We start from the raw sequence: 12,798 nt of genomic DNA, 5'->3' as shown, positions 1-12,798 counted from the left end.
GCAATTTAGTCAAGGATGGACAGTCTGATCAAGTCGAGGAGGAGAAACAATGCCGAACCACACAGTCGACGTGCCCCGTGGACTCGCCGGCGTCGTCGTCACCGACACCGTGCTCGGAGACGTCAGAGGACTCGAGGGCTTCTACCACTACCGCCAGTACTCCGCCGTCGAACTCGCCGGCACCCGCTGCTTCGAGGATGTCTGGCACCTGCTGGTCCTCGGCGAACTGCCCGACGCCGCCCGCCGGGACGTGTTCACCCGCGAGACGGCCGCGCTGCGCCGCCTGCCCGACGACGTACGGGCGGCACTGCCCGCGCTCGCCGCCGCCGGCGGCCGGAGCGGCCCGCTCGCCGCCATGCGCACGGCGCTGTCGCTGCTCGGCGCCTCCCTCGGCTTCCGGCCGCTGTACGACATCGACGCCGGCCGGCGCCGCGCGGACACCCTCGCCGCGTCCGCCGCCGTACCGACGCTGCTCACCGCGCTGTACCGGCTGGGGCAGGGGCTGGAGCCGGTCGAGCCGCGTGACGACCTGTCGTACGCGGCCAACTACCTGTACATGTTGACGGGTTCGGAGCCGGACGCGGAGCGTGCGCGTGCGGTCGAGCAATATCTCATCTCAACCATTGACCATGGGTTCAATGCGTCCACCTTCACCGCGCGGGTGATCGCCTCCACCGGAGCGGACGTCGCCGCCTGTCTGACCGGCGCGGTCGGGGCACTGTCAGGGCCTCTCCACGGTGGTGCTCCCAGCCGCGCCCTGGACACGCTCGACGCCATTGGCACCCCCGAACGCATCGACCCCTGGATCCGCGAGCGCGTCCTCGCCGGTGACCGCATCATGGGCTTCGGCCACCCCGTCTACCGCACCGAGGACCCCCGCTCCCGCATGCTCCGGGAGATCGCCCAGCGGTTCGGCGGCCCGCTGGTCGACTTCGCGGTCCAGGTCGAACGCCAGGTGGAGGCGATCCTCGCCGAGCTCAAGCCCGGCCGTGAGCTGCACACGAACGTGGAGTTCTACGCCGGTGTGGTCATGGAGCTGTGCGGGCTGCCCCGGGAGATGTTCACGCCGACCTTCGCCGCCGCCCGGGTCGTCGGCTGGAGCGCCAACATCCTCGAACAGGCCGAGGACTCGAAGATCATCCGCCCGGCGGCCCGCTACGTGGGCCCGAGCGCGCCGACCGCCGTACCGGCGGCATGAGCCGACGCCCTCAACGCCCTGACCGCCTCAACGCCTCTGACATGCCTCGACGCCCCTGACGCCGCCCGGCGCCGCCCCTGGCACTCCGTCGCCTCGCGCCCGTCTCGCGCCCGCTCCGCCCTCGTATCCTTGGTCGGCATACGTCCCGCGCGCGGAAACAGGCACACGGAGCTTCCCGTGCACGGGCACAGGTACACGAGCCGGTGCACGCAGCGGCACGGGAAGGGCGCACGTTGAGCCAGCCGAGTCCGCATCAGATCCCCGTCGTGGTCCTCGCCGGATTCCTCGGTTCCGGCAAGACCACGCTGCTCAACCAACTGCTGCACCGCAGCGGAGGCAGCCGGATCGGCGCGATCGTCAATGACTTCGGAGCCATCGAGATCGACGCGATGGCGGTCGCCGGGGCGCTCGGCGACTCCACCGTGTCCCTCGGCAACGGCTGCCTGTGCTGCGCCGTCGACGCCAGTGAGCTCGACGTCTACCTGGAGCGGCTGGCCCGGCCGTCAGCCGGTGTCGACGTCGTCGTCATCGAGGCGAGCGGACTCGCGGAGCCGCAGGAACTGGTGCGGATGGTGCTCGCCAGCGAGAACCCGCGAGTGGTGTACGGCGGGCTCGTGGAGGTCGTGGACGCCGCGGAGTTCGACAGCACGCGCGAGCGGCACCCGGAGATCGAACGCCACCTCGGCATCGCCGACCTCGTCGTGGTCAACAAGGTCGACCGGGCGCCGGACGGCGACGCGGTGCTCCGGCTGGTCCGGGAGCTGACCGCGGGCGCCGCCGTCGTCCCCGCCACCTACGGACGTATCGACCCCGAGTTCCTCTTCGACTGCCGGCCGTCCCGGGAGCGCATCGGGCAGCTCTCCTTCGACGACCTGCACCTCCACGGCGACGAGCCCGGCGGGACCGGCCCCGGACCCGGTGACACCGGCCCCGACGAGGGCGTGCACGCCTCCCACGCCCATCTGCACAGCGCGTACGACGCCGTCTCCTTCACCTCGGAAGTGCCGCTGCACCCGCGCCGGTTGATGGACTTCCTGGACAGCCGGCCCGGCGGCCTGTACCGCATCAAGGGGTACGTCGATTTCGGCGCCCACGACCCCCGCAACCGCTACGCCGTGCACGCCGTCGGCCGGTTCCTGCGCTTCTACCCGGAGCCCTGGAGCAGCGCCCGTGACCCCCACGGCGCCGCCGGGCGCGTCACCCAGCTCGTGCTCATCGGCTCCGGCATCGACGCCGATGCCCTCCTCAAGGGACTCCAGGCATGCAAGGAGGACGTCCCGCACGCCGACGAGCACAGCATGTGGGGCGTCCTCCGCTACGTTCAGGAGCCGGACGTTCAGGAGCCGGACGTACACGAGCCCGGCGGCGCGGAGCCGGAAGACGGCGCCGAGCCGGACCCGGAGGGCTGACCCCCGGTCACGCCGGCCCTGCCGGTCACGCCGGTCCCGCCACCACCGACACCGTCTTCGCCAGGGACACCCCGGAGCCGTCGCGGCGCGGGTCCACCTCGGGCAGCTCGGCCGGCGCGCCGTTCTTCTGCGCGGCCCGCGCCGGGGCGGGTCCCGCCCAGGCCAGCGACAGGCAGTCCTCGCCCTTCAGGAACCGCTGGCAGCGCACGCCGCCCGTGGCACGGCCCTTGCGCGGGTACTGGTCGAACGGCGTCAGCTTCGCGGTCGTCTGCACCGAGTCGTCCAGGGTGCCGCGGGAGCCCGCCACCGTGAACACGACCGCGTCCACCGCCGGGTCGACCGCCGTGAACGAGATCACCTTGGCGCCCTCGGTGAGCTTGACGCCCGCCACACCACCGGCGGGCCGGCCCTGCGGGCGGACCTGTGCGGCCTGGTAGCGCAGCAACTGGGCGTCGTCCGTGATGAAGACCAGGTCCTCCTCGCCGGTGCGCAGCTCGGCCGCGCCGACGATCCGGTCGCCGTCCTTGAGCGTGATGACCTCCAGCTCCTCCTTGTTCGAGGGATAGTCGGGCACCACGCGCTTGACGACGCCCTGCTGCGTGCCGAGGGCCAGGCCCGGCGACGACTCGTCGAGCGTCGTCAGGCAGACCACGCTCTCGTCGCCCTCCAGCGTGAGGAACTCGGAGATCGGCGCGCCCCCCGACAGGTTCGGCGCGGTGGCCGTCTCGGGGAGCTGGGGCAGGTCGATGACGTTGATCCGCAGCAGCCGCCCGCCGGAGGTGACCGCGCCGATCTCGCCCTGCGCCGTAGCGGGGACGGCGGAGACGATCAGGTCGTGCTTGGCGCGCTTGCCGCCCTTCTCGAAGGGGTCCCCGTTGGCCGTACGGGCGAGCAGGCCCGTGGACGACAGGAGCACCCGGCAGGGGTCGTCGGCGACCTGGAGCGGGACGGTCGCGGCGGGGACGCCGGAGGACTCCAGCAGGGTCGTGCGCCGCGGCGTGCCGAACTTCTTGGCCACCGCCGCCAGTTCCCCGGAGACCAGCTTGCGCAGCTCGGCGTCCGACTCGAGGATGCCGGTTAGCTCGTCGATCTCGCCGTTCAGCCGGTCGCGCTCGCTCTCCAGCTCGATGCGGTCGAACCGGGTGAGCCGGCGCAGCGGCGTGTCCAGGATGTACTGCGTCTGGACCTCGCTGAGCGAGAAGCGGCCCATCAGGCGCTCCTTCGCCTGCGCGGAGTTCTCGCTGGAGCGGATCAGCCGGATGACCTCGTCGATGTCGAGGAGGGCGATCAGCAGGCCGTCCACCAGGTGCAGCCGGTCACGCTTCTTGGTGCGCCGGAACTCGCTGCGGCGGCGCACGACGTCGAAGCGGTGGTCCAGATAGACCTCGAGCAGCTCCTTGAGGCCCAGGGTGAGGGGCTGGCCGTCCACCAGGGCGACGTTGTTGATGCCGAAGGACTCCTCCATCGGCGTCAGCTTGTAGAGCTGCTCCAGGACCGCTTCCGGCACGAAACCGTTCTTGATCTCGATGACCAGGCGCAGGCCGTGCGCGCGGTCCGTGAGGTCCTTGACGTCGGCGATGCCCTGGAGCTTCTTGCTGCCGACCAGGTCCTTGATCTTGGCGATCACCTTCTCCGGGCCGACGGTGAAGGGCAGCTCGGTGACGACGAGGCCCTTGCGGCGCGCCGTCACGTTCTCCACCGCCACCGTGGCGCGGATCTTGAAGGTGCCGCGGCCCTTCTCGTACGCGTCCCGGATGCCGGGGAGGCCGACGATCTGCCCGCCCGTGGGCAGGTCGGGGCCCGGGACGTGCTTCATCAGCGTGTCGAGGTCGGCGCCCGGGTGGCGGATCAGGTGGCGGGCGGCCGCGATGACCTCGCCCAGGTTGTGCGGCGGCATGTTGGTCGCCATGCCGACGGCGATGCCCGAGGCGCCGTTCACCAGCAGGTTCGGGTACGCCGCGGGGAGGACGCCGGGCTCCTGCTCCTGGCCGTCGTAGTTCGGGGCGAAGTCGACGGTGTCCTCGTCGATCGACTCCGTCATCAGGGACGTGGCGTCGGCCATCCGGCATTCGGTGTACCGCATGGCGGCCGGCGGGTCGTCGTTGCCCAGCGAGCCGAAGTTGCCGTGGCCGTCGACCAGGGGCAGGCGCATGGAGAAGGGCTGGGCGAGGCGCACCATGGCGTCGTAGATCGACGCGTCGCCGTGCGGGTGCAGCTTGCCCATGACCTCGCCGACGACGCGGGCGCACTTCACGTAGCCGCGGTCGGGGCGCAGGCCCATCTCGTTCATCTGGTAGACGATGCGGCGGTGCACGGGCTTGAGGCCGTCGCGGGCGTCCGGCAGGGCTCGGGAGTAGATGACCGAGTAGGCGTACTCGAGGAAGGAGCCCTGCATCTCGTCGACGACGTCGATGTCGAGGATCCGCTCCTCGAAGGCAGCGTCGTCGTCGGGTCGCGGGGTTTTCGTGCTGCGGCGGGCCATCGCTGCTGCGGCTCCTTCACCAACATGAACGGGATCTGACGCGCACCATTGTGGACCGCCGTACTGACAACGCGGACCACGACCCGTCCGTTCCCACCCCGGACCGGCTCCCGGAACCCGTCCGTTCCCACCCCGGACCGCCTCCCGGAACCCGTCCCTCCACGTCCGGCGGCCACGCCCCCGGACCAACCCGTCCCCGCCCCCGACCGAGCCCCCGGCACCCGCCTCCGGAACGCCCCGGAGGCACCTGCGCGCGCGTAGGCGCGTCCCGCCGCGGTCGTACGTGAGTCCTGTTCGCGGGGCACCCGGGTCTCGCTCACGGCGTAGCTGGTGCGGGAACTTCGCCAGCCGTCCGCGCGCTTGCATACAGTGGCAGGACCGACAGGGATTCGGCAGTTTCCCGCGATCGAAGGGACGTACATGCCCATGGGTCACACGGCCACAGCTGAGGCAGGCTCCGGCGGCCTGACAGCGACCGAGCACCGCCTGGCCAACGGCCTGCGCGTGGTGCTCTCCGAGGACCACCTGACCCCGGTCGCGGCGGTGTGCCTCTGGTACGACGTCGGCTCCCGCCACGAGGTGGCGGGCCGCACCGGCCTCGCCCACCTCTTCGAACACCTGATGTTCCAGGGCTCTCACCAGGTGCACGGCAACGGCCACTTCGAGAAGGTCCAGGGCGCGGGCGGCTCGCTCAACGGCACCACCAGCTTCGAGCGCACCAACTACTTCGAGACCATGCCCGCCCACCAGCTCGAGCTCGCCCTCTGGCTGGAGGCCGACCGCATGGGCTCGCTGCTCGCCGCGCTCGACGACGAGTCGATGGAGAACCAGCGCGACGTCGTCAAGAACGAGCGCCGCCAGCGCTACGACAACGTGCCCTACGGGACCGCCTTCGAGAAGCTGACGGCGCTCGCGTACCCGGAGGGCCACCCGTACCACCACACCCCGATCGGGTCGATGGCGGACCTGGACGCGGCCACCCTGGAGGACGCCCGCGCGTTCTTCCGCACGTACTACGCGCCCAACAACGCCGTCCTGTCGGTGGTCGGTGACATCGACCCGCGGCAGACGCTCGCCTGGATCGAGAAGTACTTCGGCTCCATCCCGGGGCACGACGGCAAGCCCGCCCCGCGTGACGGCTCCCTGCCGGACGTCATCGGCCAGGAGCTGCGCGAGGTCGTCGAGGAGGAGGTCCCGGCCCGCGCGCTGATGGCCGCCTACCGGCTCCCGGAGGACGGCACGCGCGCGTCGGACGCCGCCGACCTGGCGCTCACCGTCCTCGGCGGCGGCGAGTCCTCCCGGCTGTACAACCGGCTGGTCCGCCGCGACCGCACCGCCGTCGCGGCCGGGTTCGGGCTGCTGCGGCTGGCCGGGGCGCCGTCCCTGGGCTGGCTGGACGTGAAGACCTCCGGCGACGTCGAGGTGCCGGTCATCGAGGCCGCCGTCGACGAGGAGCTCGCCCGGTTCGCCGCGGAGGGCCCGACGGCGGAGGAGATGGAGCGCGCCCAGGCCCAGTTGGAGCGCGAGTGGCTGGACCGCCTCGGCACGGTCGCGGGGCGCGCCGACGAACTGTGCCGGTACGCCGTCCTGTTCGGTGACCCGCAGCTCGCGCTGACGGCCGTACAGCGCGTCCTCGAAGTGACGCCCGAAGAGGTGCGCGCGGTCGCCGAGGCCCGGCTGCGCCCCGACAACCGCGCGGTGCTCGTCTACGAGCCGGTCGCCGCGGAAGAGGCCGAGGCGGCAGCTGCCGAGGCCACCGACGAGGACGAGGAGTCGGCCAAGTGACCGAGCTCGCGAGCATGGACTTCCACCCAGAGCCCCAGGCCGGCGAGGCCAGGCCGTGGGCGTTCCCGGCCCCGGGCCGTGGTGCCCTGGACAACGGCCTGACGGTGCTGCGCTGCCACCGCCCGGGCCAGCAGGTCGTGGCCGTCGAGGTGCTTCTCGACGCGCCCCTGGACGCCGAGCCCGTCGGTCTCGACGGCGTGGCCACGATCATGGCGCGGGCCTTCTCCGAGGGCACCGACAAGCACTCCGCCGAGGAGTTCGCGGCCGAGCTGGAGCGCTGCGGCGCCACGCTCGACTCGCACGCCGACCACCCGGGTGTGCGGCTCTCCCTCGAAGTGCCGGTCTCCCGGCTGCCCAAGGCCCTCGGTCTGCTCGCCGACGCCCTCAGGGCCCCGGCGTTCGAGGACGGCGAGGTCGAGAGGCTGGTGACCAACCGCCTCGACGAAATCCCGCACGAGACCGCCAACCCGGCCCGCCGCGCCGCCAAGGAGCTCTCCCGGGAGCTGTTCCCGGCCGGCTCGCGCATGTCGCGCCCCCGCCAGGGCACCGAGGAGACCGTCAAGAACATCGACTCGGCGGCCGTGCGCGCCTTCTACGAGAAGCACGTACGCCCGGCCACGGCCACCGCCGTGGTCGTCGGCGACCTCACCGGGGTCGACCTGGACGCGCTCCTCGCCGACACCCTGGGGAGCTGGACCGGCTCGTCCGCCCAGCCGCGCCCGGTGCCGCCGGTGACCGCCGACGACCGGGGCCGCGTGATCATCGTCGACCGTCCGGGCGCCGTGCAGACGCAGCTCCTCATCGGCCGCGTCGGGGCCGACCGGCACGACCGGGTGTGGCCCGCGCAGGTGCTCGGCACCTACTGCCTCGGCGGCACCCTCACCTCGCGGCTCGACCGCGTCCTGCGCGAGGAGAAGGGATACACCTACGGGGTGCGGGCGTTCGGCCAGGTGCTGCGCTCGGCCCCGGACGGCTCGGGCGCCGCGATGCTCGCCATCAGCGGCTCCGTGGACACGCCCAACACCGGTCCCGCCCTCGACGACCTGTGGAAGGTGCTGCGCACCCTGGCGGCCGAGGGCCTGACCGACGCGGAGCGGGACGTCGCCGTGCAGAACCTGGTGGGTGTCGCGCCCCTGAAGTTCGAGACGGCGGCGGCCGTGGCGAGCACGCTCGCGGACCAGGTCGAGCAGCACCTGCCGGACGACTACCAGTCGGCGCTGTACCGGGAGCTGGCCGCGGCGGGCACCGTGGAGGCCACCGCGGCCGTCGTGAACGCCTTCCCGGTCGACCGCCTGGTGACCGTCCTGGTGGGCGACGCCGTGCAGATCGCGGAGCCCGTCAGGGCGCTCGGCATCGGCGAAGTGAGCGTCGTGACGGCAGAGTAGGAGCCGCCGGGAAGACGCCGTCCCCCGGGGGCCCTGGTGACCGATCGGTCACCAGGGCCCCGTTCTGCCCGGAATGGGGCCCGGGCCGGGCCCTCGCTTTGTCCGTATTGGCAGGGGAGTTGCCTTTCCGCCCTGTGGCGTGCGCTACAAAAACGCTGATCCGTTTGTTGATCGAAAGGCGCCTCGCTTAGCGTCAGTCCGGCTGTTCGTCGGGCAGTGCGCCGCACCCGCGGCACCGGACAGTCATCGCCGAGTCCCCGTACGGCGCGAGCCAGGGGAGCCGGGGACCCGCATCACGTCCCTGGGGTGAATCGGGCACCCTCCCCACAGGGGGCCCGTAGGAGACCTTCCTGCTCCGAACCCGTCAGCTAACCCGGTAGGCGAGAGGGAAGGAAAGGACCAGCCCCTACATGGCGCTCACCCGTGTCACCGGGAAGCATCGTCGTCCGAGCCGGATCAACCGCACGACCAAGAGTGCGGCGGGCGTCGCGGCGCTCACCACCACCGGTGTCATCGGAACCCTGGCCGCCCCCGCGTTCGCCGCGAGCGAGTCGGTCCAGCAGACCGGGCTGACGAAGGCCGTCACCATCGGCGACTCGGTCGCCGAGGAGGTCGGCGCGCAGGCCACCGCCCAGCAGTACGCCGCCGAGCAGGCCGCCGCCGTGGAGAAGGCCGAGCAGACCGCGAGGAAGCGGGCCGAGGCGGAGGCGGAGCGCAAGCTCGAGGCCGAGGCCAGGGCCGCCCGCGCCGCCGAGCGCAAGCGCCTGAACACCTTCGTGCTGCCGATCACCGGATCGTACGTCTCCACCGCCTACCAGAGCAGCAGCAGCCTCTGGTCCTCCGGCACCCACACCGGCGTCGACTTCCACGCCGCCTCCGGCACCGCCGTGCACGCCGTCGGCGCGGGCACCGTCGTCACGACCGGCTGGGGCGGCGCGTACGGGAACCAGGTCGTCCTGAAGATGCACGACGGCACGTACACGATGTACGGGCACCTGTCGTCCATCGGCGTCTCCGTCGGGCAGACCGTCACCGCCGGCCAGCAGATAGCCCTCTCCGGGGCCACCGGCAACGTCACCGGACCCCACCTCCACTTCGAGGCCCGGACGACCGCCGAGTACGGCTCCGACGTGGACCCCGTCGCCTACCTCCGCTCGCACGGCGTGTCCCTCTGACGCACGGCCGCACGCGCGGGTGCCCCGCACCCGCCCACGCGCGCGTGGACGACATCGCAGGACCCCGGCCCCCTGGGCCGGGGTCCTCGTCGTTTCCGGCCGCCGAATGTCCAAAAAATATCCATGGATTCAAGCCCGCCATCGGAAATACCGCGACGTTGCAATAGAGTCGCCGAACAAGCGTCAATCGACCGCGTTTCGCGGGGATTAAGGCGGAGGTCCGCTCATGCGCATTCCGGCGCACTCGGTATGCACGGCGATCCGTGATGACATCGTCGCGGGTGTCTACGAGCGCGGCAGCCGCCTGACCGAGGAACTGCTGGCGCGCCGCTACGGCGTCTCCCGGGTGCCCGTGCGCGAGGCGCTGCGCACCCTGGAGGCCGAGGGCTTCGTCGTGACCCGCAGGCACGCCGGCGCGTGCGTGGCCGAACCCACCGAGCAGGAGGGCACCGACCTGCTGGAGATGCGCATCCTGCTGGAGCCGCTGGCCGCCGCCCGGGCCGCCCAGCGCCGCACCGAGGCGCACCTCAAGGTGTTGCGCGGCCTGGTCAGGCTGGGGCAGGAGCGGGCCAGGCGGGGCCACAGCGAGGATCTGCGCTCCCTGGGCAACTGGTTCCACGAGACGCTCGCCCAGGCGTCCGGGAGCCCCGCCCTGACCGCGACGCTCGCCCAGCTGCGGCGCAAGATCGCCTGGATGTACGCGGTGGAGACGCCCGCCGACCCGGCGGAGTCCTGGACGGAGCACGGCGGCATCGTGGACGCCGTGGCGCGCGGGGACAGCGAGCGGGCGCGGGCGGCGACCGCGCTGCACACGGAGCGCGCGAGCGCCGCGCACCGGCTCCGCTTCACCGGCAGGGGCGACGCCGCGGACCGCCAGGACCGTGTGAGGACTTCGCAACCTGGCGTAAACATGACGGGTCTGCGGCATTAACAAAAGCGCCGTATACAAAGGGGAAGTAATTCGCGGGGGATAATTTCTGCTGCCCTTTCCCGCTCTGCGTTCGTCCGCTTTTCGCCGGGAAGTGCGTCCGGTGCGCGGAAAAGCGAAGGGCCCGCCCGGTAATTCGGGCGGGCCCTTCGCCGTGCGTGCGGCCGGTGTTTCCCGGCCGGTGCCGCGTCCGGCCTCAGACGGTCTCGGGGAGCTCGTCGAGTCCCTCGGCGACCAGCTTGGCGAGACGGTCGAGGGCGGCGTCCGCCCCGTCCGCGTCGGAGGCGAGGACGATCTCCTCGCCGCCCTGGGCGCCCAGGCCGAGGACCGCGAGCATCGACGCGGCGTTGACGGGGTTGCCGTCCGCCTTGGCGATGGTCACGGGGACGCCGGAGGCCGAGGCCGCCCGGACGAAGATGGAGGCGGGGCGGGCGTGAAGGCCCTCGGCCCAGCCGACGTTGACGCGGCGCTCAGCCATGTGATGCTGCCCTTCAGGTGACTCAAGTTGTCTAGACCAGTGTTCCATACCGTACGGCATGCCCGGACGGCCCCCGAGCGGGCTCCCGGCCGCCGCCGGCCGCGCGGGTCCACTCCGCGTACGCGCCCGGGGGGACCGGGCCTCCCCAGCCTGCCCCGCGCCGTTGTCATACGCGAGCCGTACTCTGGGGCCCATGCAGACCTCGTCGGACCGGCACGAGTATCCCGCCCACTGGGAGGCCGACGTGGTGCTGCGCGACGGCGGCACCGCGCGCGTCAGGCCGATCACCGTCGACGACGCGGACCGCCTGGTCAGCTTCTACGAGCAGGTCTCGGACGAGTCCAAGTACTACCGATTCTTCGCGCCCTACCCGCGGCTGTCCGCCAAGGACGTGCGCCGCTTCACGCACCACGACTTCGTCGACCGGGTCGGCCTCGCGGCCACCATCGGCGGCGAGTTCGTCGCGACCGTGCGCTACGACCGGATCAACGCCCAGGGCCTGCCCGCCTCCGCGCCCGCCGACGAGGCCGAGGTCGCCTTCCTCGTGCAGGACGCGCATCAGGGCCGCGGGGTGGCCTCCGCCCTGCTCGAACACATCGCGGCCGTCGCCCGGGAGCGCGGCATCCGCCGCTTCGCCGCCGAGGTCCTGCCCGCCAACACCAAAATGATCAAGGTCTTCACGGACGCCGGGTACACCCAGAAGCGCAGCTTCGAGGACGGCGTCGTACGGCTCGAGTTCGACCTGGAGCCGACCGACCGCTCGCGCGCCGTGCAGTGGGCCCGCGAGCAGCGCGCCGAGGCCCGTTCCGTGCAGCGGCTGCTCGCCCCCGGCTCGGTCGCCGTCATCGGCGCGGGCCGCACACCCGGCGGGGTGGGCCGCAGCGTCCTGGACAACCTGCGCGACGCCGGCTTCACGGGCCGCCTGTACGCGGTGAACCGGGCGCTGGCGGACAAGGAGCTCGACGGCGTCCCCGCGCACCGCTCGGTCCGCGACATCGCCGAGCCCGTCGACCTCGCGGTCGTCGCCGTCCCCGCCGAGCAGGTGCCCGAGACCGTCGCGGAGTGCGGCGCCCACGGGGTGCAAGGACTCGTGGTCGTCTCCGCCGGGTACGCGGAGAGCGGCCCCGAGGGACGCGAGCGCCAGCGGGCCCTGGTCCGCCAGGCCCGCACGTACGGCATGCGCATCATCGGGCCGAACGCGTTCGGGGTCATCAACACCTCGCCCACCGTGCGGCTCAACGCCTCCCTCGCGCCTCAGATGCCGCGCACCGGCCGCACCGGCCTGTTCGCCCAGTCCGGCGCGATCGGCATCGCGCTGCTCTCCCGGCTGCACCGCCGCGGCGGCGGCGTCACGGGCGTCACGGGCGTGTCCACGTTCGTCTCCTCCGGCAACCGCGCGGACGTCTCGGGCAACGACGTACTCCAGTACTGGTACGAGGACCCGGACACCGACGTCGCCCTGATGTACCTGGAGTCCATCGGCAACCCGCGCAAGTTCACCCGGCTCGCGCGGCGGACCGCGGCGGTCAAGCCGGTCGTCGTCGTCCAGGGCGCACGGCACGGAGCGGCCCCCCAGGGACACGCGATCCGGGCCACGCGGCTGCCGCACGCGACCGTCTCCGCGCTGCTGCGCCAGGCCGGCGTCATCCGCGTCGACACGATCACCGAGCTGGTCGACGCGGGCCTGCTGCTGGCCCGCCAGCCCCTCCCGCGCGGCCCCCGGGTGGCGATCCTCGGGAACTCGGAGTCCCTGGGACTGCTCACCTACGACGCCTGCCTCGCCGAGGGGCTGCGGCCGCTGCCGCCCGCCGATCTGACCACGGCCGCCTCGGCGGAGGACTTCCACCGCGCGCTGGCCGGGGCGCTCGCCGACGACGCCTGCGACGCGGTCGTGGTGACCGCCATCCCGGCGGTGGGGGAGACCTCGGCGGCCGACGCAGCGCTGGCCGAGGCGCTGC

9 protein-coding genes and 1 riboswitch are annotated in these 12,798 nt (G+C 72.3%); of the genes, 7 read left to right on the top strand and 2 right to left on the bottom strand.

What is annotated here, in order from left to right; translation table 11 throughout:
* Positions 1-49: 49 nt before the first annotated feature.
* Together ACFV6E_RS32320 and ACFV6E_RS32315 are read left to right on the top strand one after the other, a co-directional pair.
* A complete protein-coding gene (locus ACFV6E_RS32320) occupies positions 50-1,198 on the top strand; it encodes a citrate synthase/methylcitrate synthase (RefSeq protein ID WP_385159712.1) in 1,149 nt (382 codons plus the stop codon).
* Between the two features lie 233 nt (positions 1,199-1,431).
* Complete coding sequence (locus ACFV6E_RS32315) at positions 1,432-2,607, top strand: CobW family GTP-binding protein (protein ID WP_385466467.1); 1,176 nt, start codon at positions 1,432-1,434, stop codon at positions 2,605-2,607.
* A gap of 25 nt (positions 2,608-2,632) precedes the next feature.
* Here ACFV6E_RS32315 and ACFV6E_RS32310 read toward each other — a convergent pair whose 3' ends face one another.
* A complete protein-coding gene (locus tag ACFV6E_RS32310) occupies positions 2,633-5,089 on the bottom strand; it encodes a DNA topoisomerase (ATP-hydrolyzing) subunit A (RefSeq protein ID WP_385159715.1) in 2,457 nt (818 codons plus the stop codon).
* 420 nt (positions 5,090-5,509) lie between these two features.
* Between ACFV6E_RS32310 and ACFV6E_RS32305 the strand changes: the two genes are divergently transcribed.
* The 4 genes from ACFV6E_RS32305 (at position 5,510) to ACFV6E_RS32290 (ending at position 10,365) form a co-directional block, all read left to right on the top strand.
* Positions 5,510-6,874, top strand: a complete 1,365-nt coding sequence (locus ACFV6E_RS32305; RefSeq protein ID WP_385159717.1) for a M16 family metallopeptidase — start codon at positions 5,510-5,512, stop codon at positions 6,872-6,874.
* Positions 6,871-8,259 carry a M16 family metallopeptidase gene (locus ACFV6E_RS32300; RefSeq protein WP_385466464.1) on the top strand — a complete coding sequence of 463 codons (1,389 nt, stop codon included), beginning with the start codon at positions 6,871-6,873 and terminating at the stop codon, positions 8,257-8,259. The genes ACFV6E_RS32305 and ACFV6E_RS32300 overlap by 4 nt, the downstream gene beginning before the upstream one ends.
* A gap of 237 nt (positions 8,260-8,496) precedes the next feature.
* Positions 8,497-8,657, top strand: a riboswitch (cyclic di-AMP (ydaO/yuaA leader).
* 12 nt (positions 8,658-8,669) lie between these two features.
* Positions 8,670-9,434 (top strand): M23 family metallopeptidase, encoded by a 765-nt coding sequence (locus ACFV6E_RS32295; protein ID WP_385159721.1) that lies wholly within the window; start codon positions 8,670-8,672, stop codon positions 9,432-9,434.
* A 226-nt stretch (positions 9,435-9,660) separates the two neighbouring features.
* A complete protein-coding gene (locus ACFV6E_RS32290; protein WP_385159723.1) occupies positions 9,661-10,365 on the top strand; it encodes a GntR family transcriptional regulator in 705 nt (234 codons plus the stop codon).
* Positions 10,366-10,558: 193 nt separating this feature from the next.
* Here the strand turns inward: ACFV6E_RS32290 and ACFV6E_RS32285 are convergent, their stop codons facing one another.
* Positions 10,559-10,840: an HPr family phosphocarrier protein gene (locus ACFV6E_RS32285; protein ID WP_385159725.1), complete on the bottom strand. Its 282-nt coding sequence runs from the start codon at positions 10,838-10,840 to the stop codon at positions 10,559-10,561.
* Between the two features lie 193 nt (positions 10,841-11,033).
* On the opposite strand from ACFV6E_RS32285, the gene ACFV6E_RS32280 reads away from it, so the two are divergent.
* Positions 11,034-12,798: GNAT family N-acetyltransferase (locus ACFV6E_RS32280; RefSeq protein WP_385466461.1), on the top strand; the 1,765-nt coding region annotated here is incomplete at its 3' end.

This window comes from Streptomyces sp. NPDC059785 (genome assembly GCF_042732375.1).
Classification (GTDB): domain Bacteria; phylum Actinomycetota; class Actinomycetes; order Streptomycetales; family Streptomycetaceae; genus Streptomyces.
Note: the sequence above shows the minus strand (reverse complement) of the source record. Positions and strands in the feature narration are given on the sequence as shown.

What these genes read in the sequence shown, in the direction of transcription:
- ACFV6E_RS32285 (WP_385159725.1), bottom strand. Translation starts at nt 10,840, where the DNA reads ATGGCTGAGCGCCGCGTCAACGTCGGCTGGGCCGAGGGCCTTCACGCC.
- ACFV6E_RS32290 (WP_385159723.1), top strand. Translation starts at nt 9,661, where the DNA reads ATGCGCATTCCGGCGCACTCGGTATGCACGGCGATCCGTGATGACATC.
- ACFV6E_RS32320 (WP_385159712.1), top strand. Translation starts at nt 50, where the DNA reads ATGCCGAACCACACAGTCGACGTGCCCCGTGGACTCGCCGGCGTCGTC.
- ACFV6E_RS32295 (WP_385159721.1), top strand. Translation starts at nt 8,670, where the DNA reads ATGGCGCTCACCCGTGTCACCGGGAAGCATCGTCGTCCGAGCCGGATC.
- ACFV6E_RS32305 (WP_385159717.1), top strand. Translation starts at nt 5,510, where the DNA reads ATGCCCATGGGTCACACGGCCACAGCTGAGGCAGGCTCCGGCGGCCTG.
- ACFV6E_RS32310 (WP_385159715.1), bottom strand. Translation starts at nt 5,089, where the DNA reads ATGGCCCGCCGCAGCACGAAAACCCCGCGACCCGACGACGACGCTGCC.